19 protein-coding genes are annotated in these 22659 nt (G+C 70.9%); 7 read left to right on the top strand and 12 right to left on the bottom strand.

Annotation, left to right across the window (positions count from 1 at the left end):
- Positions 1-147 precede the first annotated feature (147 nt).
- From ACZ3KJ_RS24325 to ACZ3KJ_RS24355, 7 genes are all read right to left on the bottom strand, one after another.
- On the bottom strand, positions 148-1239 hold the full coding sequence (locus ACZ3KJ_RS24325; RefSeq protein ID WP_467529992.1) for a response regulator: 1092 nt from the start codon (positions 1237-1239) through the stop codon (positions 148-150).
- Entirely contained in the window at positions 1232-1450 is a 219-nt protein-coding gene (locus ACZ3KJ_RS24330) for a hypothetical protein (RefSeq protein WP_467529994.1), read from the bottom strand. The genes ACZ3KJ_RS24325 and ACZ3KJ_RS24330 overlap by 8 nt, the downstream gene beginning before the upstream one ends.
- A 294-nt stretch (positions 1451-1744) precedes the next feature.
- Positions 1745-2911, bottom strand: a complete 1167-nt coding sequence (locus tag ACZ3KJ_RS24335; protein ID WP_467529995.1) for an XdhC family protein — start codon at positions 2909-2911, stop codon at positions 1745-1747.
- Between the two features lie 105 nt (positions 2912-3016).
- Positions 3017-3493 carry a (2Fe-2S)-binding protein gene (locus ACZ3KJ_RS24340; protein WP_467529997.1) on the bottom strand — a complete coding sequence of 159 codons (477 nt, stop codon included), beginning with the start codon at positions 3491-3493 and terminating at the stop codon, positions 3017-3019.
- A 15-nt stretch (positions 3494-3508) separates the two neighbouring features.
- Positions 3509-5815, bottom strand: coding sequence for a molybdopterin cofactor-binding domain-containing protein (locus ACZ3KJ_RS24345; protein ID WP_467529998.1), 2307 nt, complete (start codon positions 5813-5815; stop codon positions 3509-3511).
- A gap of 139 nt (positions 5816-5954) precedes the next feature.
- A complete protein-coding gene (locus ACZ3KJ_RS24350) occupies positions 5955-7178 on the bottom strand; it encodes an oxygenase MpaB family protein (protein WP_467530000.1) in 1224 nt (407 codons plus the stop codon).
- 275 nt (positions 7179-7453) lie between these two features.
- Entirely contained in the window at positions 7454-8683 is a 1230-nt protein-coding gene (locus tag ACZ3KJ_RS24355) for an oxygenase MpaB family protein (protein WP_467530001.1), read from the bottom strand.
- A gap of 156 nt (positions 8684-8839) precedes the next feature.
- On the opposite strand from ACZ3KJ_RS24355, the gene ACZ3KJ_RS24360 reads away from it, so the two are divergent.
- From ACZ3KJ_RS24360 to ACZ3KJ_RS24370, 3 genes are all read left to right on the top strand, one after another.
- On the top strand, positions 8840-9526 hold the full coding sequence (locus ACZ3KJ_RS24360) for a TetR/AcrR family transcriptional regulator (protein ID WP_467530003.1): 687 nt from the start codon (positions 8840-8842) through the stop codon (positions 9524-9526).
- A gap of 151 nt (positions 9527-9677) precedes the next feature.
- A complete protein-coding gene (locus ACZ3KJ_RS24365) occupies positions 9678-11495 on the top strand; it encodes an AMP-dependent synthetase/ligase (protein WP_467530005.1) in 1818 nt (605 codons plus the stop codon).
- A gap of 40 nt (positions 11496-11535) precedes the next feature.
- A complete protein-coding gene (locus ACZ3KJ_RS24370; protein WP_467530006.1) occupies positions 11536-12156 on the top strand; it encodes a TetR/AcrR family transcriptional regulator in 621 nt (206 codons plus the stop codon).
- Positions 12157-12260: 104 nt separating this feature from the next.
- Here the strand turns inward: ACZ3KJ_RS24370 and ACZ3KJ_RS24375 are convergent, their stop codons facing one another.
- A complete protein-coding gene (locus tag ACZ3KJ_RS24375; protein ID WP_467530008.1) occupies positions 12261-13331 on the bottom strand; it encodes an oxidoreductase in 1071 nt (356 codons plus the stop codon).
- A gap of 174 nt (positions 13332-13505) precedes the next feature.
- Between ACZ3KJ_RS24375 and ACZ3KJ_RS24380 the strand changes: the two genes are divergently transcribed.
- The gene (locus ACZ3KJ_RS24380) at positions 13506-14180 is read left to right on the top strand and encodes a TetR/AcrR family transcriptional regulator (RefSeq protein WP_467530009.1); all 675 of its coding nucleotides are present in this window, start codon (positions 13506-13508) and stop codon (positions 14178-14180) included.
- 121 nt (positions 14181-14301) lie between these two features.
- Here the strand turns inward: ACZ3KJ_RS24380 and ACZ3KJ_RS24385 are convergent, their stop codons facing one another.
- Complete coding sequence (locus tag ACZ3KJ_RS24385) at positions 14302-14961, bottom strand: TetR/AcrR family transcriptional regulator (protein ID WP_467530010.1); 660 nt, start codon at positions 14959-14961, stop codon at positions 14302-14304.
- 176 nt (positions 14962-15137) lie between these two features.
- On the opposite strand from ACZ3KJ_RS24385, the gene ACZ3KJ_RS24390 reads away from it, so the two are divergent.
- On the top strand, positions 15138-16256 hold the full coding sequence (locus ACZ3KJ_RS24390; protein WP_467530011.1) for a serine hydrolase domain-containing protein: 1119 nt from the start codon (positions 15138-15140) through the stop codon (positions 16254-16256).
- A 246-nt stretch (positions 16257-16502) separates the two neighbouring features.
- Here the strand turns inward: ACZ3KJ_RS24390 and ACZ3KJ_RS24395 are convergent, their stop codons facing one another.
- Positions 16503-17360, bottom strand: coding sequence for an alpha/beta fold hydrolase (locus ACZ3KJ_RS24395; RefSeq protein WP_467530012.1), 858 nt, complete (start codon positions 17358-17360; stop codon positions 16503-16505).
- 89 nt (positions 17361-17449) lie between these two features.
- Between ACZ3KJ_RS24395 and ACZ3KJ_RS24400 the strand changes: the two genes are divergently transcribed.
- A complete protein-coding gene (locus ACZ3KJ_RS24400; RefSeq protein ID WP_467530013.1) occupies positions 17450-18043 on the top strand; it encodes a CGNR zinc finger domain-containing protein in 594 nt (197 codons plus the stop codon).
- Positions 18044-18461: 418 nt separating this feature from the next.
- On the opposite strand, the gene ACZ3KJ_RS24405 is transcribed toward ACZ3KJ_RS24400, so the two are convergent.
- Together ACZ3KJ_RS24405 and ACZ3KJ_RS24410 are read right to left on the bottom strand one after the other, a co-directional pair.
- Entirely contained in the window at positions 18462-20774 is a 2313-nt protein-coding gene (locus tag ACZ3KJ_RS24405) for an FdhF/YdeP family oxidoreductase (protein ID WP_467530014.1), read from the bottom strand.
- Positions 20775-20807: 33 nt separating this feature from the next.
- Positions 20808-21326: an SRPBCC family protein gene (locus tag ACZ3KJ_RS24410; RefSeq protein ID WP_467530016.1), complete on the bottom strand. Its 519-nt coding sequence runs from the start codon at positions 21324-21326 to the stop codon at positions 20808-20810.
- A gap of 537 nt (positions 21327-21863) precedes the next feature.
- Here ACZ3KJ_RS24410 and ACZ3KJ_RS24415 point away from each other — a divergent pair.
- Positions 21864-22616, top strand: coding sequence for a helix-turn-helix transcriptional regulator (locus tag ACZ3KJ_RS24415; protein WP_467530018.1), 753 nt, complete (start codon positions 21864-21866; stop codon positions 22614-22616).
- The last annotated feature ends 43 nt before the right edge of the window (positions 22617-22659 follow it).

The following is a 22659-nucleotide window of genomic DNA, read 5'->3' on the forward strand; positions in this document are numbered from 1 at the left end:
CGGCGGGGCGCCCTCACCTCCCGGCCGATCAGCGGGGAGACGACCCGGGTGCTGCTGATGCTGCGCCGACGCCGCGCCGACTCCGTGCCGCAGCGCCACGCGGCCGGCGCACGACGCCCTTCACCTCGGTCGTCGCGCTGGAGGACGTCAACGGACGGGCGTTCTGGGCGTCATGTGTCGCTCGATGTGGATCTGGGTGAAGACCGCGACCTTGGCCCGCAGGGCCCAAGGGTCGAAGGGCTTGGTGATGTAGTCGACGCCACCGACGAGGTACCCCTGACTGGCGTGGACCGGATCCGCGCCCATGGCGGTCAGGAAGATGATGGGAACGTCACGGTTGCGGTGGCGGCGTTTGATCTGGGCGGCCGTCTCGTAGCCGTCCATGTCGGGCATCTGTACGTCCATGATGATGACCGCGAAGTCGTCGTTGTCCAGGAGGGCTTTGAGCGCCTCCCGACCGGACGAGACCGTGACGAGGTCCTGATCCAGCGTGCCGAGGACAGCGGTGATGGCCAGCAGGTTGTCGGGCTGGTCGTCCACGACGAGGATCTTGGGCAGGCCGGCGTCCGGCACGGCCGGGAGCACCGCGGGACGTTCGAGGGCGTCGAGCTGACGCTCCAGCAGCCGGCAGCGCTCCTCGGCGGCGGCCCGCTCCTCCCGCGCGTTCTTCAGTTCCTCACCGAGCCTGGTGACCTGCTGTTGCAGCACGTCGCGTTCCTCGAGCAGCTGGGTGACATCGGGGTGAGCGGCCGCCAGTTCGTCCGCACGGCTCCGCTCCGCCTTCCAGTCCGCCTCCAGCTGCGAGAGCCGCACCTCCAGGTCGTGGATGCGGTTCGTCCGCTCCAGCAGGGCGTCGCCCAGGACGTCTCCCTGAACGCTGGAACGCCGGGACCGGCGGTCGGCGTCGGCCAGCTGCTCCTCGAGGACCTCCATCGCATGGTGCTGCGAGGAGCCGGCGTCGATCGCGGCCCGGTACAGCTCCCGGACGAGCTCGACGGCCTCGGGCGTCACGGCCGTCCCCCGGTGCTCACCGAGGTCGGCCAGCAGCTCCCTCACGATCTTCCACGGAGGCAGCCGGGTGCCGTTGAGGTACCGGGACAGCGTGCCGGGGTCCCACTGCCGGCGCGTCGCGTACCGGCGCACCGAGACTCCCAGCCCCTCGAACAGCTCCCTGAGGGCCTGAGCCAGAGCACGCGTCGCTTCGGGAAGGTCACTGCCGAGCGGCCTCAGCTCACCCACGCCCCTCTCCTTCCGGCTCGCGGGACGCGTCGCCGCGGGCCCCGTCGCTCACGATCAACCGGTTGAAGAACGAGGCGGCGAGTCCGGCCGCGGCAAGACCGGCGAGCACACTGCGGGAAGGCCCCTCACCCCCCGTCCAGGACAGTGCTGCCGCGACACCCCCGCTGAGCACCGCGAGCAGCAGGACGAGTGCGCCTCTGGTCGTCAACAACGGCTGTTCCATACGGTGTCCATCCACTCGGCCCCTGGCCGGGAGGCAAGGGGAGCCCATCACCCGCGCGGCGGATTGCCCTCGGGGTGACACACAGGATGGAGTGCCGGGAACCTGTTGCGTACCGCAATCGGCGATGCAACACCCGTACTGAGGTGTCGTACGGCGGCGGCATGACCGGGCGGCGCCACGTTTCCCGAGGTCACCTGATTCCTCTCGGACGGAGCGTTGCCAGTGTGTTGCGCGCAACGTGGGCTCCCGCGGCGACCGCCCGGAGGCTCGCCGGCCGGGTGCTCACGGAGGCGTCGGGGCCCGGTCCCGGTCACCGGGGGCCGGAACCGGGCCCGGCCGGGGCGGCCGGTGGATCGGACCCGTCGTCCGGGACAGGGGCAGGCCCGTGGCGTCGTTCGCGCGGGCGATGATCTCCGCCGTGATGGACACGGCGGTCTCCTGGGGCGTGCGGGCGCCCAGGTCCAGGCCGATGGGGGAGTGCAGCCCGGCCAGTTGCCCGCTGGACAGTCCCGCCTCCCGGAGGAGGCGCAGGCGCTCGTCGTGCGTGCGCCGTGATCCCATGGCGCCGATGTAGCCGACGGGCAGGTCCAGCGCCAGACGCAGCAGGGGAATGTCGAACTTGGGGTCGTGCGTGAGGACACAGACGGCCGTGCGCTCGTCCACCGCCGTCCGCCGCAAGTAGCGGTGGGGCCAGTCGACCACGATCTCGTCCGCATGGGGGAAGCGTGCCGGGGTGGCGAAGACGGGGCGGGCGTCGCAGACGGTGACCCGGTACCCGAGGAAGCGGCTCGTCTCACTGAGGGCGGCGGCGAAGTCCACGGCGCCGAAGATCAGCATGCGGGGGCGGGGCGCGTGGACGTGGACGAAGGCGGTGAGCGGCTCGGGGCAGCTCTCCGCGTCCCCTCCGACCGTGGCGCGTCCGCCGCGCCCCGTGCGCAGCAGGGCCCGGGCCTCTTCCGCCACCGCTCGGCGCGCCGGCCCGTCGGCCAGGCCCGCGGAGGAGGCGTGGCCGTCACCGAGAACGCTCAGTGTCGAGCCGAGGAGATGACCGGGCCCTTCCACGAGCTGTGCCACGGCGGCCGGCCGGCCCCCCGTCACCTCGGTGAGGGCGGCCGCCAGGTGGGCGTGGGCGGCGGGGTCGACGTACTGGACGAAGACGTCGAGCTCACCGCCGCAGGTCAGGCCGACGGCGAAGGCGTCGTCGCCGGAGTGGCCGAACCGGGCCCGCAGCGGGAGGCCGGCCTCTCGGAGAACGTGTCGGCACAGTTCGTACACGGCGCCCTCGACACAGCCGCCGGAGATGCCGCCGACCGCGTTGCCGTCGTGGTCCACCGCGACCGACGTACCGGCCGGCAGGGGTGTGCTTCCGGTGACGTCGACGACCGTGGCCAGGGCGAAGGGCCGTCCGGCCCGGCACCAGCGGCGCAGCGTGTCCGCGATGTTCAGCATGGGTCCTCCTCCAGGGGACGCCGTCCACGTCGCGCTGCCCGGCCCGCCGCCGGCGCGGCCTCCACCGCGGTCCGACCGGCGGGGGCCCGGTCGCGGCGGCGGCCTTCACATGTGCTGGGCGCCGGCTCTGATCGCTTCGCGGATACGGGGGTAGGTGCCGCAGCGGCAGATGTTGCGGATGCCGTCCAGATCGGCGTCGGTGATCTCGCGTCCTTCTTCCGCCACGCGGCGGACGAGTGCGACGGCGGCCATGATCTGGCCGGGCTGGCAGTAGCCGCACTGGGCCACGTCCCGGTCGATCCAGGCCTGCTGCATCGGGTGCAGATCGGTCCCCGCGGTGGCGGGGAGTCCTTCGATCGTGGTGATCTCGTCGGTCGGCCGGAGCTTTCCGACGGGCACCGTGCAGGGAGTGACGGCTCTGCCGTTGAGGTGGCTGGTGCACGCCTTGCAGACGCTGATGCCGCATCCGTATTTGGGCCCGGTGACACCGAGGACGTCGCGCAGTACCCACAGGAGGCGCACGTCATCGGCGACGTCCACGGTCACCTGTTCGCCGTTGAGGCGGAATGTGTGCTCGGGCATGGGTGCTCCAGGTTCTCAGCGGACGTGGTCCAGGCCGTCGGTGGGCGATGCGGGGACGGGCGGGACGGTGGGCTTGGGCTCGAAGGAGAGCGTGCCGTGGTTGATCGGGAAGCTGGTCGGCATGGTTCCCGTGGCGCGGCCGTACGCGCAGGCGACGGCGGCCATCGAGGCGGCGACGCCCAGTTCCCCGGCCCCGCCGGGTTCCCCCGTGGTGGCCGGCATGACGACGATGTCCAGTTCGGGCGGTGTGTTCCACTGCCGGGTGTAGAAGTAGTTGTCCCAGCTGGCTTCCAGGAAGTACCCGTCGCGCAGGTGCAGGCTGGAGGTCAGGGCCAGGGCGATGCCGTCCATGACGCAGCCCATCATCTGCGCCTCCAGACCGCGCGGGTTGACGGCGAGGCCCACGTCCACGGCGAGGACCGCCTTGGTGACGCGGGGGCCCGTCACGCCGTCGCGGATCGGGCGGTCGACGGTCTCCGGGCGGCAGTCGATCTCCACGAGCACGGCGCTGGTGGCGTGGTACTCGGAGTGGAACGCGATCCCCTGCGCCATGCCGGCCGGCAGCGACCGCCCCCAGCGTCCGACCTCCGCGACCTTGTCCAGCACGGCCCGGGACCGTTCGTCCCGCAGGAAGTCGTGCCGGAACCGGAAGGGGTCCTTGCCCATCCTCCCCGCCAGCCGGTCGACGAGGAGTTCGCGGGCGCAGGTGGCGTCGGGGGAGTAGACGTTGCGCATGCTGCCCGTGTTGAAGCTCTTGTCGGTTTCGCTCAGCAGGCGGCTGTTGACACCGAAGTCGTAGGGCATCGACTGGGAGAGCTGGAAGAACGTCTCCGAGAACCCGATGTCGCCGACGGGCAGCCGTGCGGCCAGGGCGGTGAAGATCTCGCCCAGTCCGTGACCGAGGTCGGTGGCCACGCTGGTGTGCCGCTGCCGGTAGCCGAGGACGGTGTCGCCGAGATACGCGATGCGTACGCGGGAGGTCGCCATGGGGTGGGTGCGGCCCTGCCGTGAGTCGTCGGCGCGGTGCCACAGCAGCTTGACCGGTTTGCCGAGCGCCCGGGAGATCTCCACGGCTTCCAGCGCGGCGTCGAAGAAGAGCTTCCGGCCGAAGGAGCCGCCGCCTTCGGTGACGTGCACCGTGACCGTGTCGAGCGGCAGCCCGAGCTTGGCGGCGATCGCCTCCTGCGCGACGATCGGTGCCTTCAGACTCGACCAGACCTCGGCCCGGTCGGGCCGTACGTCGGCTATCGCGCAGTTCGGTTCCAGCGCGCTGTTGCTGCGGAAGGCGAACGTGAATCTGCCCTCCACGCTCGGTGTCAGGGGCGGCGGGCCGAGGGGGATCTCAGCCGCCTCCAGCTCTTCGAGCACGGACGCGTCGGACTTGCCTTCGGCGCTGCCCGGCTTCCAGGACACGCGCAGGGCACGGACGGCGTCGATGCACTGGCCGAAGGTCTCGCCGCGTACCGCCACGCCGGTGGAGACGGTGGCGACGTCCGTGATGCCGGGCATGCCGCGGACCTCCGCCAGGTTGGCCACCGACCCCACCGTGCCGTTGATGGTCGGCGGGCGGCACACCATGGTCGGCAGGGCGCCCGGCACGGTCAGGTCCAGGGTGAACCGCTTGCGTCCGGTGACGGCGGCGAGGGCGTCGACGCGGGTGCGCGGTGTGCCGATGACGGTGAAGCGTTCCCGAGGTTTGAGGTCCACGGCCACCTGCTGCGTCCGTACGCTCGCGGCCTTCTCGGACAGGGCGCCGATGCCGATGCTCTCGCCGGCCGGGCCGGTGACCACTCCGGCCTTCAGGGTGAGGCCGGTGACGGCCGTGCCGAGCTCGTCCGCCGCGGCCAGCAGCAGCCGGCCGCGGGCGACGGCGGCGGCGACCCGCACCGGGGTGAAGGTGGAGACGGTCGTGTTCGAAGCACCGGTGAGCTGGTTGAACAGCAACTCCGGTCGCGCGTCGGCGAGGGTGACCCGCACCCGTTCCAGGGGGACGTCCATCTCCTCGGCGATCAGCATGGCTGTCGACGTGGTGATGCCCTGGCCCACCTCGGCGCGCGGCAGCGCGAAGGACACGATGCCGTCCGTGCCGACCTCGACCGTGATCAGGCCGGAGGTCGGCAGGGCGGCCGCGGTCATCACGTCGTTGAGATCGACCAGTTCCGTGATCTCGGGGGAGGGGATGCCGGCTCGGGCCGTCGGTGCGGCGGCCAGTTCGGCGGCGGCCACGAGGGTCGGAGCCGCCAGCACGAACCCGAGGAACCGGCGCCTGCCCAGGCCGGCCGTACCGGGCTCCGGCCGGGGTGCACGGTCTGTGTCGCTCATCGACGGTCTCCTCGTGTCGTCGTGTCGTCGTGTCGTCGTTCCGTACTGCTCTGTCTCTGCGACGTCCGAGAGCTGTGCAACCGGACCGCGGGGTTCCGCCAGGGGGGCGCGGAACCCCGCGGTCCGGCGTCGGGGTGCGTCAGGACGGGCGGTTCACTTCCGGGATCTCGAGGTCGATGTCCTTGCCCTCGGCCAGGAACAGCAGGACGAACTTGCGGATGGCCTCCTCCACGGTCCAGGCGGCCTCCGGAACCAGCGGCAGGGGGATCAGGCCCTCGCGGAAGGCGACCAGCAGCGGCCAGGCGGCGCTGATCAGCGGCTGCCAGAACGGCTCCTTGTCCAGTCCGATCAGGTCCCCGGTCCGGTCGCCGACCGTGTACCTGGAGAAGGCGTTGATCAGGGGGCGGGTCAGGCCGGCGTCGAGTTCGGCGACGATGTCGAGGAGCACGTCGGTCAGCTCGTTGCCCTCGGGGGTGGAGGCCAGGATGGGGTCGAGGACCTGCCGGGACTGGGCGTCGGCCTCGTCCCAGGAGGCGGGGATGTACTCGTCCAGGATGCCCATCATGTGCGCGGTGACCTGCCACACGTGCAGGAAGCCGTCCGACTCGGCGGCGGAGATCGGCACCCTCCAGTCCTTCAGCTTGTGCATGACGAAGGTGGGCAGGCTGTGCCAGGTGACCATCATGTCCGCCTGGCTGATGGGGATGGTCTGGCCGCCGCTGGTACGGGACCAGCCCGGGGACTGCGGCAGCAGGTGCCGCACGGCGGCGTGCACCAGCCGGGTCTTCACCGCGGTGACGATCATCGTGCCCTGCGGCTGGTAGGCGTCCAGGTCCCCGACGTCGTACCCGAGCTTGGCGGTCTTGGCGATGCGGTCCTTCATGTCCGCCCCGCCCTTGGAGTAGTAGACGGCGCGTGCCTCCCGTGGGATGGCGGTGCTCATCAGACCGCTGCCCAGCCCGTACAGGGCACCGGTGTAGATGCCCTTGTTCTTGGTGAACCGGACCGCGGCCTCGAGTTTGCCCGAGTCGGCCCAGGACGGCATCCGGCGTGCCTTCTCCATGAAGTCCCGCAGGTCCGCGGGCAGTCCGGCCGGCAGCGGCTGGTCGTTGCGGGTCCACTGGCGCAGCAGCTCGTTGACCTTGGGCACGTCGCCCCGGTCGATCACCGCGGCGAGCACGGGATCGGCCTCGTCGTCCCACACCCACTCCGGGTCGAGCCCTGCTCCCGTTCCCGCCACCGAACCGCTCGGCGCCCACGTCCACGGGGGACGCGCCTGGGCGGGCGTGGCCGCGCCCAGCGCGCCCAGTGCTCCCAACGCCCCGCCGGCGATGAGCATTCTCCGCCTGCTGAGTCCGTCCATGCTCTGAACTCCTCCTTGAGTTCTGTCGGTGAGTACCGCGCTGCGAGGGGACGAGGTCCGCCCCTCGGTGCCCTGTGACGCCGGGCTTCGCACGTGTGCGGACGGGCCCCGTTGCCGGTGCGGCCCTTCCGCGTTCCGGTACGGCCCCCGTGCGGGGCCCGCGTGACAAGGCCACTGCAAGGGGGGGGCGACCGCTCGGCCGGGCACCAGCGGTGGCCGTCTCCCGTCCGGATGGTGAGGGGGGAGCGTCGCGCCACCGCGGGCGCCGATGCCCTTCAGGCCGGGCGGTTGGTGTCGGGGATCTCGATGCGCGTGCCCTGACCCTTGGTCAGGTAGAACAGGATGTACTGCCGGGCCGCCTCGTCGATCGTCCAGGCGAGGGGCGGTACGAGCGGCAGCGGGATCAGCTTCTCGCGGAAGGCCACCAGCTTCGGCCAGGCGGTCGCGATCGCCTTCTCCCAGAACGGCTCGTGGGGGATGCCGTCCCAGTCGGCGACCTGGTCGCCGACCAGGTACCGGGCGAGCGCGTTGACCAGCGGACGGTCGACGCCGCCGGGGCTGGTCTGTTCGGCGAGCTGGCCCAGCAGGATGTCGGTCAGCTCGACGCCTTCGGGAGTGGGGGCCAGGATGGGGTCGAGGACCTGCTGGGACTGGGCGTCGGCCTCGTCCCAGGTGGCGGGGATGTACTCGTCCCGGATGCCGAGCATGTGCGCGGTCACCTGCCACACGTGCAGATAGCCCGCCGACTCGGCCGGCGTGACGGGCACCTTCCACTCGCGCAGCTTCCGCATGGTGTAGGTGGGCAGGCTGTGCCAGGTGACCAGCATGTCCGCCTGGCTGATGGGGATGGTCTGGCCGCCGCTGGTGCGCGACCAGCCCGGGGACTGCGGCAGCAGGTGCCGCACGGCGGCGTGCACCAGCCGGGTCTTGACGGCTTCCACGATGACCTTGCCGTCGGGCCGGTAGGCGTTCAGGTCCCCGACGGCGAAGCCCAGCAGGCTCGTCTTGGCGACCCGGTCCTCCATGTCGGCGCCGCCCTTGGAGTAGTACACGGAGCGTGCCTCGCGGGGGATGGCGGTGCTCAGCATCCCGCCGCCCACGCCGTTGAGCAGATTGAGGTAGATGCCCCGCGACTCGTTGAACTCGGCCGCCGTCTCCAGCTTGGCCCGATCCGCCCACGAAGGCAGCTGACGTGCGCTTTCCATGAACTCGCTCAGGTCCGCGGGCAGTCCGGCCGGCAGCGGCTGGTCGTTGCGGGTCCACTGGCGCAGCAGCTCGTTGACCTTGGGCACGTCGCCCCGGTCGATCACGGAGGCGACGAGCCGGTCCACCTCCTCGTCCCACACCCACTCCGGGTCGAGCCCGGCGCCCGTTCCCGCCACCGAACCGCTCGGCGACCACGTCCACAGGGACCGCGCTCGGGCCGGCGACGCCATGCTCAGCGCGCCGAAGGCTCCCAACGCCCCACCTGTGATCAACATCTTGCGCCTGCTGAGTCCGTCCATTGCTGCGAACTCCTCCTGGAATTCCGTGTGTTGCGCGGACCTGTGGTCCTGCGGCTCCCGTTTGATACGGTGAAACAGATGCAGACTCTCTGTATCTTCAGGGGAGCACAACCGAGGCGGGAACGCCAGAGGCTTCACAGGATCAGGGAGGAACCCGTGAAACCCGCGCACGCGCCCCCCAGGGGCCCTGCCGACCTTGCGGCGCTGCTCGACACCGCGTTCGCCGACGCCGTCGGAGGCGCCGGCCGGGACGACGAGACGGACACGCGTCTGCTCGACGCCGCTTACGAGCAGTTCTGTCGTATGGGGATCAAGCGGTCCGCCATCTCGGACGTGGCACGACGCGCGGGAGTCTCCCGGATCACCGTCTACCGGCGGTTCGCCACCAAGGACCTGCTGGTCGAGCACGTCGTACGGCGTGAGTTCCGGCGCTACTTCGATCAGTTCATCATCGACATCCGGGACGCCGAGACCGTGGCCGACCGGGTCGTCGTGGGCTTCGTGAGCTCCATGCGGGCCATCCGCGACAACCCCCTGATCGGCGGACTGATGATCGCCGAACCGGAATCCGTCGTGCCGTCCATGACCAACGACGGGGGCCGCACGCTGAGCACGGTCCAGCGGTTCCTGGCGGGGAGGCTCCGCGAGGAGCAGCGCACGGGTCATGTCTCCGCCGAGGTGGAGGTGAGTCTCGTGGCGGAGATGATGGTCCGTATCTCCGCGTCGCTGCTCGTCATCCCCAGCCATGTCATCGACCTCGGCGACGAGGCGCAGTTGAGGAAGGTGGCCCTGGAGTTCCTCGTCCCGATGCTGGAACCGCCGCCGCCCCCGCCGCGCCCGTAGCGTTCCGCCTCGCACCGCCGGCGGGCGCCTTGAACCGGAGGGCGCTTGAACCGAAGGGGCCGGCCGAACCTGTTGACACTGAGTCAGGAGCAATTCACCGTGAGGTCCGCTCATGGACCTCACACACGGCTCGCGATGAAGGGAGCCCGCCGTGGCCACGGCACAGCAACTGCACGAGTCCGTCGAAGGACAGACCATCACCGGGCTGCTGCGCCGCAACGCCCGGCAGTTCGCCGACCTTCCCGCCCTCACCACCGGCGTCGGACCGGACGCGGCGACGCTGTCCTGGTCGCAGCTGCGCGCGGAGGTCGCCGCCCTGGCGCGCGGTCTCATCGCGCTCGGCCTGGAACAGGGCGACCGGATGCTCATCGCCATGTCCGGGCGGGCGCAGCACTGGATCGCCGACCTCGCCGCAGTGCACGTCGGCGCCCTGCCCTGCGGCATCCACGGCACACTGAGCACCGAGCGGATCATCGCCACGGCCCGGCACAGCGCCGCCACCGTGCTCGTCCTGGAGGGCGAGGAACAGCTACGGCAGTGGCGGCCGGCCCTGGCGGACCTGCCGCGCCTGCGCGCTGTCGTCGTCCTCGACTGGGACGCCGCCCCGGCGGACGACCCGCGCTTCGTCAGCTACCCGGCCGTACGCAACGCCGTACCGCCCGACGACGCCGCGTTCGAGGCGCTCACGGACGCCGTCACGGCAGAGCGGCCGTTGGCCCTGGTGTACACCTCGGGCACCACCGGAGACCCCGAGGGCGTGGTCCTCACCCACCGCAATGTCATCCACGCGTCCCTGATGTTCCACCGGCTCGCCTCCGCCCCTGAGCATCCACGCTGGGTGGCCTGCACGTCGACGGCGCACGTCACGGAGCGGGTCCTGGGAATCCACGGGCCGATCTGCGACGCCGGCCACACCACGCTCTGTCCGGCCCCCGAGCAGCTCCTGCCCACCCTGCTCTCGGTGCGCCCGCACGGGTTCTTCGGGACCCCCAGGGTGTGGGGCGAGCTCATCGCCGTCCTGCGGGCGGAACTCGACACCTTCACCGAGGACCGGGCGGCGGTCGTGACGCAGGCCAGGGGAACGGCGCTCGAGGCGTTCCGCCTGCGGGCCGCGGGCAAGGAACTGCCGGCGGACGTCGTCGAGCCGCTGGAGCTGCTCGACGCGCAGGTGCTGCGGCCCGTCCGCGCCGCCGTCGGGCTCGACGAGTGTCGCCGGGCTTTCTGCGGAGCGGCGCCGATCCCCGTCCCCGACCTGGAATTCCTGGCCGGCGTGGGCCTTCCGGTGTACGAGGTGTGGGGTTCGGGCGAGACCACCGGGGCGGCGGCGGTCAGCACCCCCGAGGCCTTCGCCCTCGGCTCGGTCGGACGCCCGGGGCCGGGCGTCGAGGTCAAGGAGGCCCACGACGGCGAGCTGCTCGTCCGCGGTGCGGTGGTGGCCGCCGGTCACCTGCGCGCCGACGGTCGTATCGAACCCGCGACCGATGCGGAGGGCTGGCTGCCCAGCGGTGACGTCGGGACCGTGGACTCCCGGGGCATCGTCACCGTCACCGGCCGCAAGAAGGAGATCATCGTCACCGACGACGGCACGCACATCGCTCCGGCCAGGATCGAGTCACTGCTGAGAACACACCCTCTGGTCGCCCACGCCGTCGCCCTCGGCGACCGGCGCCGGTCCGTCACCGCCCTACTGGTCCTGGACGAGGTGGCGGCCCCGCTCTGGGCCCGGACCAACGGAATCGACACCGCCGGCCTCGAGGAGCTGTCCCGTCACCCCGCGGTGCTCGCGGCCCTGGAGGCGGCCGTCGCGGCGGCGAACGCGGTCCTCTCGTCCGGAGAGCGGGTGACGAGGCACCGCGTCCTGCCGGGCCCCTGGACGGTGGAGACGGGCGAGCTGACACCGACGCTGGGGCTGCGGCGCCATGCCATCGACGAACTGCACGCCCACACGATCGAGTCGATGTACTCATAGCAGCCGGCACACCAGGGAGCGTCACGAAGGAGCCGACCACATGGGCGTTCAGCGTCAGGTCCCACGACGCAGATTGGCGCCGGATGCCCGGCGTGCCGAGATCCTCGCCGTCGCGCGCGGGCTCTTCGGGGCCAACGGCTACACCAAGGTGTCCCTCTCGGACATCGCCGCCGAAGCAGGCGTGGCCCGCGCGCTGATCAACCATTACTTCGGCGGCAAACGTCAGCTCTACCTCGCGGTGGTGCGGCAGACCATGGTCGTCCCGGCCTCCGTCCTGGAGCTGCTGCCCCCGAGCGGCCCGGAGGAACGCCTGTCGATATGCGTCGACCGGTGGCTCGACGTCGTGGCGCGCAACCGGGAGATGTGGTTGTCCGCGATCAGCCTGGAAGCCCTCGGCGACGACCCTGAGATCGACCAGATCATGCTCGAAGCGGACGAGATCGCCACCGACTGCATCCTCGAGGCCGCGATGCTGTCCGACGTCACCGACGGACAGCCGAAGCTGCGGGCGATGATCCGCGCCCACAGCGGCATGCTCAAGGCCGCCTCCCGCGAATGGCTGGTACGCGGCACGCTCAGCCACAGGGATCTGCACGTGATGCTGACACGCACGGTGCTCCACCTGATCGACACGGTCTTCCCCGCCGTACGGCACGACTGACGGCCGGACCCCGGACGGACCCCCAGGTCCTCCCGGAACCTCCGCGCGAGGTCGCGTACCACGACACCATGATCTACCACCCGAATGATCTTTGAAGACGGACCCTAGACGGCGGTCCCGGCTTCGAGGTCGAAGGGGACACCTGTGAGCTGCTCGCTCGCCGCCCACAGCCGCCTGCCCTCCGCGGGGTCGTCGGCGCCTGTGGGGAGCTTGGCGGACTTGGGGGTGCCGGAGGTCTGGTCCCGTCCGGCGGGACCGATGAACCCGCCCGACTGGACGTACGGGCTGGTCGCCGCGTACAGGGAGGGCCAGGCCGCACCCTCGGCCGAGCCCATGAGCAGACGTGCGGCGATCGGGGTGACCATGCGGCTCAGGGCGCCGTTGCCGTGCTGCTGCAGACCGGTCATCGCCGACCCCGGGTGGACGACGAGCGCCTCGACGGGGCTGCTTGCGGTGCGGCGCGCGAGTTCGAGGGTGTAGACGATGTTGGCGCGCTTGGACTTGGCGTAGGCGCCCATGGCGCGGTAGCTCTCTTCGCTCATCAGGTCGTCCAGCCTGCCCATCGGCCATCGCGCCGCGATGGCGCTGACGGTGACCACGCGTGGTGCGGACGAGCGGCGCACGGCGGGCCAGACCTGGGCGTCGAAGGCGAAGTGGCCGAGGTGATTTGTGCCGACCGTCATCTCGAAGCCGTCGTGGGTGGTCCGCCGCTCGGGCAGGTTCATCACGCCGGCGTTGTTGAAGAGCAGGTCAACCGTCTCGGTCTCGGCGATCCGGGTGGCCGCGTCACGGACGGAGGAAAGGTCGGAGAGGTCGAGCACGAGGGTGTCCGTCCGGGCCTCGGGGGTCTCGGCGCGCACAGCCTCCGCGGCTTGGTCCAGCTTGGTCCGGCTGCGGCCGGCCAGGATGACGCGGGCCCCGTGCCGGGCGAGCGCGCGGGCGGTCTCGAGTCCGATGCCGCCGTTCCCGCCGGTGATCAGCGCCGTGCGGCCGGTCTGATCGGGGATGTCGTCGGGAGTCCAGTGGTGCACCGTTGTCACGCTCCTCGGATTCGTTGATTCAGTTCTCGGTCGTGCGGCGCTCGGCAGGGTCGTGATACCGAGCCGGAAGAGCATGCCGAGGATGTCCTCGGTGAAGGCGGCTTCGGCGACGACCTGGATCCTGTCCAGGCGCATGCCGCTGACGGCGCCGGCGGCACTGAGCCGGCATGAACTTCCTGGAGGCGTCGGTCCTGGTACGCAGCCCAAGACCTCCCCCCTTTTCAGACCGGTGGTCTGTTCGGCTGCGGACCCCAACGTAGAAGACCACCGGTCTGATGTCAAAAGACCGGCAGTCTGTAACCTGGGGGCATGACGAACTTCCAGCGCGCGCGCAGTGAGGAGCAGCGTGAGGTCCGGCGCCAGGCCATCCTCGACACCACCGCCGCCATGCTCGAGGAGATGCCCATCGGCGAGATCAGCCTGAACGAGCTGAGCCGCCGCGTCGGGCTGGCGAAGTCCAACGTGCTGCGCTATTTCGAATCGCGTGAGGCGATCCTGCTGGAGCTGCTCGACCGTGCCTGGCGGCAGTGGGCGGCCGACTTGCCTGCCCTCGTGCACGCCGGCATCGACCAGGACGCTCCGGTGAGCCGGCGTGCCGAGCAGTTCGCCGCCGTCATCGCGGGCTCCCTCGCCCGACGCCGGGTCCTGTGCGACCTGTTGAGCGCGCAGGCGGGCGTACTGGAACACAACGTCTCCCCGCAGGTGGCCGCCCGCTATAAGCGCGCGGCCGTGGCCAACGTCGCCGACATCGCGGCGTTGGCCCACCAGCACCTTCCTGAGCTGGGCAACAGCGCACCGCAGTTGACCGCGGCCATGATCATGGCCGTTGGCGCCGTGTGGACACACGCACGGCCCTCTCCGGCGATGCTCGCCGCCTACGAAGCCGACCCCTCACTCACCGCGTTCAAGCTGGACTTCGTGACTGCCTTGCAGAAGATGCTGGCCACGCTCACCGCGGGCACCATCGCCCGCGCCTCCGCCTGAGCCCGGTTCTACGCGCGGTGGCGCGTCGCGACCAGGTACGACAAGACCGCCACCTCCTTGAGAAGCAGCGGTCTCTCTCACCTCGTTCCTGCTTTGGGCGAGACCTGTTCGAAGGCGGACCCTAGCTCGGGCCGGCCGCGGTCTCGAGGTGGGCGAGGTGGGCGGCGAGGATCTCCTCGAACGCGGCGCGGCGGTCCGCGCCCAGGGGGCGCACCTCGCGGGCGAAGTGGGCCAGGGCGGGGAAGCGTTCGGGGTCGGCGCCGAGTACCGCGACGCGGAACAGCTCCATGCCCTGATCGTGCTCCTCGGGGGTGATGGTGCTGACCCCGGCCTCGGAGGCGATCAGGGCCGCGATGAGGACCGCGATCCGGTGGTAGCGCGCCGGGATCTCCTCATCGGGAAGCCCCGACGCGCGCAGCGCCTGCAGCACCTCTTCCATGACCAGCCGGGAACCGGTACCGCCAGACGCGTAGCGTCCCCAGACCGCGGCGAGCTGGGGCTGTTGGCCGAAGGCCTCCCTCACGCGCAGGGCCAGGGCCGTGACGCGCTGCTTCCAGTCGCCCTCGGGGCGGTAGCCGTCCATGGCGGCCATGAGGATCCGGTCGGCGACCGCGCGCAGCAGTTCGGTCTTGTTGCGGAAGTGCCGGTAGAGGCTCGAGGAGTCCGTACCGAGTGCCGCGGCGAGCTTGCGCACGCTGAACGACTCGGCGTCGCTCGTGCGCAGCAGCTCCGCCGCCGTATCCAGGATCTCGTCGGTCGACCAGCGTCTTCGGCCCGTCATCTCGCCCCTTTCGCCGGGTGTCAGCCTAACCCATGCGATGCACTTGGGGTTGCACGCACCGCGTGCATAATGAGGACATGAGCTTGCCGAGTGGCCCGGCGTGCCAATCGAGTCCGTTGTCCGGGTCAGGCGACCGACGTGGAGCTCACCCCGGCGAAGACGAAGGGACACATGTCGTGAGACACCCACTGGATCCAGCGGAGCTGAACGCCGCCGTCGAAAACGTCCACCGCGCCGGGATGCCGGGCTTGTTCGCCGAGGTGCGTGACGGCGACCATGTCTGGCGTGGCGCCGCCGGGGTCGCCGATGTCGCCACCGGTCGCCCTGTCACCGCCGACATGCGGCACCGCGTCGGCAGCATCACCAAGACCTTCACCGCCGCGGCGGTTCTGCAGCAGGTCGAGAGCGGTGGGATCGGCCTCGACAAGCCGATCGGCCGGTACCTGCCGAGGCTGGTTCCCGGAGAGCGCGGTGACGCGATCACGGTCCGCATGTTGATCAACCACACCAGCGGCCTCGCCGAGTACCTCCCTCATGCCTACCCTTCCCTCAAGGCGTTCCCCGCCCTCGCGGACACGGGCCCCCAGAGCCTGGACGACAACCGGCTCACGCGGTTCCACCCCACCGAACTGATCGAGATGGGGGTCACCGCACCTGCCGTCGGCGTCCCGGGCGGCACACCAGGGGTGTACTCCAACACCAACTACCTGCTCCTCGGTGAACTCTTGGAACAGGTGACCGGCACTACGGCCGAGCGGTACATCACCCGGAACGTCATCGAGCGCGCCGGGCTCCGGGACACCGAACTCCCCGCCGAGCCGTACGTCGACGGGCCGCACTCGCAGGTCTACGAGGCGTGGTTCGGCATGATCGACCCGCCGCGTGACTACAGCGTCTACGACATGTCATGGGTGGGGGTGGCGGGCTCGCTGATATCGACCGTCGCGGACCTCAACCGCTTCTTCGGCCTGCTGCTGGCCGGCGAGATCGTCAGCCCGTCGTCGCTGGCGCAGATGCGGCGTACCGTCCCGGTCGTCTCCCAGGAGGGAAGGACCATCGACTACGGCCTCGGGCTGCACCCGATGGAGGCTCCCGGCCAGGGCACCTTCTGGGGCCATGGCGGCACGGTCTGGGGTGCTGGAGCGCTGGCCATGACCCGGGCCGACGGCAAGCGGCAGATGTCCGTGGCGGTGAACCTGCAGAGGTGGAACAGGCTCGACTCCTCGGGCAGGCCGCAGCACCATCCCGTCGACGACGCGCTCGCGGCTCTCCACCGCGTGGCGATGTACGGCTGACCGGGCCGGACAGCGCCACGCGGGTGTACGAGCGTGCGCCGGCAACCAGGAGGTGGTGGACCGTTCGGTGCACCGGTCGGTGGACCGCGTCGAGTCGGTGGTCGCCGCCGTACGTGGCGTGCCGGGCCGGCGCGATGCCTGGCCGGTGTGACGGTGGTCGCCGCCGCCCTCTCCGGCGACGGAGCATCCCCGCGCCCGCGCATGCGTTCAGCGGAACCTCTCGGGGCAGTCGTCGGACGGTTCTGATCAGCCGAGGAACTTCCGTAGGTGGGTCAGGAGGGCGTCGGGACGTTCCTCGGGGATGAAGTGGCCGCATTCGGGGATCTCGGCGGCGGTGACGTCGTCGGCGTACTGGCGCCAGATGCCCAGGCTGGGCAGCCGGGCAGGCAGGCCGACCGAGCCCCACAGGGCCAGAACGGGCATGGTCAGACGGCGGCCCGCGGTGGCGTCCTCGTCGTCGAGGGCGAGGTCGCGCTCCTGGGCGCGGTAGTCCTCGAAGCCGGCGCGCAGCGCGCCGGGGCGGGAGAAGGCGTGGACGTAGGCGTCGACGGCGTCGGGTGCCAGGCCGTGGCGGTTGTAGGTCCAGCGTTCGAAGAAGTACTCCAGGTAGGCGCGGACGTTGTTGCCGACCAGCAGCTCGGGGAGGTCGGGCTGAAGGTGGAACAGCCAGTGCCAGTAGCCGGCGGCCACCGAGGCGTCGAGGCGACGGAACATCTCGCGGGTGGGGACCACATCGAGCACGGTGAGCCTTTCGACCTGGCCGGGGTGGTCCAGGGCCCAGCGGTGCGCGACTCGGGCACCGCGGTCATGGCCGACCACCGCCGCCCGCTCGAACCCGAGGTGCCGCACCAGCACGGCGATGTCCGCGGCCATCTGCCGCTTGTCGTAGCCGGTGGCGGGCTTGTCGCTGAGGCCGTAGCCGCGCAGGTCGGGGGCGATGACGGTGTGGGTGGCGCTGAGTTCGCCGAGTACCGGCCGCCAGCACAGGCTGGTCTGCGGCCACCCGTGCAGCAGCACCAGCAGCGGCCCCGAGCCCGCCCGTGTGTAGTGCAGGCGGATCCCGTTCACCTGGGCCACATGCGTGGTCACGGTTGCCGTGCTCATGGTCGTCCCTCCCTGCCTCGACATATAACCGTCTTAGGGGGTTAGTCATGGGGAGGTTAGCTGCACCCGGGTCCGTGGACAATGGGCTCATGGCGGCGGCGGACGACGAGTGGCTCTGGTACGGCGGGCGGGTGTGCCTGGACTTCGTCAACACCCTGCGCGATCGGTGGAAGGAGCCCCGGGAGACACTCTGCGAGCCGGACGACGTGGCGCGCTGGCTGCGCGACGCCGGCCTGCTCACCGACCGGCCCCGCACCGGTGACGTGCCCGAGTCCGCGCTGCGTTCCGCGGTCGTGCTGCGGACGGCGATCGACCGCGCGGTGCTGCGCGTGGCCGGCGGTGAACTGCCGGCTTCCGCTGACATCGCCGTGATCAACGAGGCGTCAGCGGCAGCCCCCCGCCCCGCACCCCGTCTGGTACTCAGGGGCGGCCGGTTGGAGTCGAGCGGCACGCCGCAGGTCGCCGTGGGCACGACCGAGGGCCTCGGCCTCGTGGCCCAGGACGCGATCGGACTGCTGCTCTCCCCGGAGATTCGACGCATCCGTGTCTGTGCCTCTGGGCACTGCGCCCTGCGCTTCGTGGACCGCTCGCCCGCCCGCAACCGCCGCTGGTGCTCGATGACCCGCTGCGGGAACCGCGCCAAAGTCCGGCTCCACCAGGCCCGCTCCCGCGCGCGCGGCTGATCAGGTTGAGGCCTGTCCGGGGCATCTTGCTGTCCGTGCCGACTGCGTCGGTGCCCGTGGACTCCGGCCCTATGACTGCGGGGCGGTTCGACCTCGTGGCAACTCGGCAGCGACAGCCCGGATGCTGCGCAGGCCAGGAGCCTCTGGCGGAACCGAACAGAGATGCATGCGCGGGGCGGCACTGCGGCCCGACCCGCCCGGCCCGGGCCGTTACCGGACGAGGTGGCTCTCGATGTGGTCGATGACCGCCGACACGGCCTGCCGGTAGGCGGTGCTGGACCGGCGGACCCAGGACAGCAGCATGCCGCCCTGGACGGCGGCCAGCAGCGCGGTGGCGAGCGCGGCCCTATCGGCGCTCTCGTTCAGCGCGCCCGGTCCATCCCCAGGAACCCAGGGACGTCCTCCACCAGGTCTTCCATCACCCCCGGGAGCCGTCCGCCCGGGGCGCCGCGGGCTCCAGACGGACCACGATCTCCTTGTACGTCGGCTGGTTGCTCTTCTCCGCCACGCTCTCCAGGGGCACCAGCAGGTTGGTCTCGGGGTAGTACGCGGCGGCACAGCCCCGCGCCGTCGGGTACGGGACCACGCGGAAGTCTTCGACGCGGCGCTGGACATCGTCGGCCCAGACGCTGACCAGGTCGACGTTCTGCCCGGCGGTCAGGCCCAGTTCGGCCACGTCGTCCGGGTTGACGAGCACCACCCGGCGGCTTCCGAGGATGCCCCGGTAGCGGTCGTCGGACGTGTACGGGACGGTGTTCCACTGGTCGTGGGAGCGCAGGGTCTGCAACAGCAGGTGCCCCTCGGGCGCTCGCAGCACCTCGCCGGCGTTGCGGGTGAACAGCGCCCTGCCGACGGCGTTGGAGTACACGCCCTCGTTGACCGGGTTCGTCAGCTGGATGCCACCGGGACGGGCCACCCGCCGGTTGTAGTCGTGCAGCCCCGGGACGACGCGGGAGATGCGGTCGCGGATCGCGCCGTAGTCGGCCTCGAACCGCTCCCAGGGGATGCCGGGCGTTCCGTCGAGGGTGCGGCGGGCCAGCCGGCTCAGGATGGCGACCTCGCTGAGCAGCAGCGCGGAGGCCGGCCGCAGCCGCCCGCGGGAGGTGTGCACCTCGCTCATCGAGTTCTCCACGGTCACGAACTGCTCCCCGCTCGCCTGCACGTCCCGCTCGGTACGGCCCAGGGTGGGCAGGATGAGCGCGGTCTCGCCGCACACGGTGTGGGACCGGTTGAGCTTGGTGGAGATGTGGGCGGTCAGCCGGCAGGTGCGCACCGCCTCCTCGGTGACCGTGCTGTCCGGAGCGGCCCGGACGAAGTTGCCGGCCAGGCCGAGGAAGAACCTGACACGGCCCTCGCGCATCGCCTTGATCGTGTTCACCGAGTCCAGTCCGTGGGCGCGCGGCGGATCGAAGCCGAACTCCTGCCGCAGGGCGTCGAGGAAGGAGTCCGGCATCTGCTCCCAGATGCCCATCGTGCGGTCGCCCTGCACATTGCTGTGCCCGCGCACCGGGCAGGCGCCGGTGCCCGCCCTGCCGACGTTCCCGCGCAGCAGCAGGAAGTTGACGATCTCCCGGATGGTGGGGACGGCGTGCTTGTGCTGGGTGATCCCCATGGCCCAGCAGACGATGACGCGTTCGCTGCGCAGCACCTCGTCACGGACGTGCTCGATCTCCTCGCGGGTCAGGCCGGTCGCGGCGAGGACGTCGCTCCAGCCGACGCCGCGGACGTACTCGGCGAACTCTTCGAAGCCCGCGGTGTCGGTGCGGATGAAGTCATGGTCCAGCACCTCGCCCGGCCGGGCGTCCTCGGCCTCCAGCAGCAGCCGGTTGATCCCCTGGAACAGGGCCAGGTCACCACCGTTTCGGATGTGCAGGAACCGGTCGGCGATCTGGATGCCCTGCCCGATCACACCGCGGGGCTTCTGCGGGTTCTTGAAGCGCCGCAGCCCGGTCTCCGGCAGCGGGTTGACGGCGATGATCCGGGCGCCGTTCAGCTTGGCCTGCTCCAGCGCGGACAGCTGCCGCGGATGGTTGGACCCGGGGTTCTGCCCCACCAGGAAGATCAGGTCGGCGTGGTGCAGGTCGTGGAGGCTGACCGTCCCCTTGCCCGTGCCCAGTGTCTCGTGCAGGGCGTAGCCGCTGGACTCGTGGCACATGTTGCTGCAGTCGGGCAGGTTGTTGGTGCCCAGCGCCCGGGCGAACAGCTGGAGTACGAACGCGGCCTCGTTGCTGGCCCTGCCCGAGGTGTAGAAGACGGCCTCGTCGGGGGAGTCGAGCGAGGTCAGCTCCTCGGCCATCAGGCCGAAGGCGTCGTTCCAGCTGATCGGCTCGTAGAAGTCCGAGCCCGGCCGCTTGACCATCGGCTCGGTCAGCCGGCCCTGCTGGTTCAGCCACGCGTCGGACCGCCGGGCCAGCTCGGAGACCGGGTACGTGCGGAAGAAGTCGGCGGTGACGCGCCGCGTCGTGGCCTCGTCGTTGATGTGTTTGGCGCCGTTCTCGCAGTACTCGTTGCGGTGCCGGCGGCCCGGGGCGGGATCCGCCCACGCACAGCCGGGGCAGTCGATGCCGTCCACCTGGTTCATGGTCAGCAGCGTCTCGCCCGCGCGCCGGGCGGACGTCTCGTCCAGGGAGTACTCCAGCGCGTGCACCACCGCGGGCACGCCCGCGGCCCACTCCTTGGGCGGAGTCACGGTCAGGGCCTCGTTCGGCTCCTCGCCGGGCGCCTTCTTCATCGGATCGCCTCTCGCTCACGCTGTTCCCGGGGATCAGCCGACGGGCCAGCAGGGAACTCCGCTCACCTGCCGTTCCGCTGCCGCACGCCGCAGGCGGCCGTTGCGGATGGTGCCCCTCCAGGCCCCGCTCTCCTCCCCCAGCCCCTCGATGTACTCCTTGAAGTGCCGCAGCTCTCCGCGCACGACTCGACCGGCCAGCTTCGGGACGCCGGCCAGCAGGCCGGTGGCGCCGCGCGATGCGATGTCCATCCGTACGGTGACCGCCGTGCGGCCTGCCGCCGTGGGCTTGAACGACACCTCGCCCCGGTGGGCGGGGCGCTGGTCGAGACCGCGCCAGACCAGGTGGGAGTCGGGCACCTGCTCCACGATCTCGGCCACGAACTCGCCACGCAACGGTCCGACGGCGACGGTCCACGAGGTGAGGGTCGGTTTGATCTGGTCGACCTTCTTCACCGTGGTCATGAACCGGGGGAAGCTCTTGAACTGCGTCCACTGGTTGTACGCGGTGCGCACCGGGACCGCGACCTCGATCGTTTCCTCAACGCTGTGCATGGCCCACCCGTCATCAGGCGCCGCTCGCTCCAGTCTCGCCGCACGTCCGGCTACCCGCCACACGGCGACGGCGTGCGCCGCATGGCCGGCGCCGGCAGAGAAGACCGACTACCCCTCATCCGGCGCCTCAACCCGGGCATGCCGCGCTGCGGTATGATGGATCTTGAGCCGGTCGACGCGACTTCCGTCGAGTGGTGCTGCGTTGGTGGTCCAAGGAAAGACGTCCCGCTTCCTGCGGGGAGATGCAGGTGCAAGGCCTGCCCGGCGCTCGATCATGGAGCCCGGCCGTGGAGAACACGGCCGGGCTCCTGCGTGTGCAGCCCCGGTGTCCCTGACGCGATCGCCCGGCCGCTGCGGAAGGGGCCGCTCCCGGGTCGGGGGAGAGCACGGGCCGACGGCGGCGGGCCGACCCGGCCGCGATTCCCCACCCCCTTGCACCAATACATGTTTTCCTTATTGCAAGGGAATTCGAAGTCCCCAGTAAATGACGTCGGCGGCAACAGTTTCACCCAGGCGAATAGGAGTTACGGTGGACTCGTGGCCCCAGATTCGACCGTGGCGGCCGACTCGACCGGCTCCGCCATCGATTCCGTCAGCGTCCTGAGTGACGATTCACGGCGGCGCATGTTCGCCTTCATCCGGCGCACCCGCCGCCCCGTCACACGTGAGGAGGCCGCCGCCAGCGTCGGCATCTCACGCAAACTCGCAGCCTTCCACCTCGACAAACTCGTCGACGCCGGGTTGTTGCAGGCGCGGTACGAGACGCCCGGCGGGATCCGCAAGGTCGGCCGGCGGCCGAAAGTGTACGAAGCCACCGATGTGCAGATCACGGTCAGCATCCCCGACCGGCGTCACGAGCTGCTGGCGGACATCCTGCTGGATGCCGTCCTGACCGAAAGCGCCGGTGAGAACGCCGCGCAAGCAGCGGTGCGCTCCGCCGAGCAGCGGGGCCGCCGGCTGGGGGAGGCCGCGCGGGAAGAGACCCGGCCGGGGCGGCTGGGCCCCGAGCGCGGGCTGACCGCATGCGAGCTGCTGCTGGACCGCTACGGCTACGAGCCCGTCCGGGAGACGCCCACTTCGCTCCGACTGCGCAACTGTCCCTTCCATCCGCTGGCTGCGAAGGCCCCCGACCTGGTGTGCGGCATGAACCAGGCGTTCCTCAGCGGCTACCTGGGCGGCCTGCGGGTCAGCGGAGTCCGCGCCGTCCTGGCCCCGGCACCCGGGGAGTGCTGTGTGCGGCTGAGCCCGAGCGACACCGATCGTGATGACCAGACGGCGCAGGACCGCTGACGAGACGCCGGTCGCCCGCCCTCGCGCGCCACCGGCCGGACGC

The sequence above is a fragment of the Streptomyces sp. NPDC003248 genome (assembly GCF_055563235.1).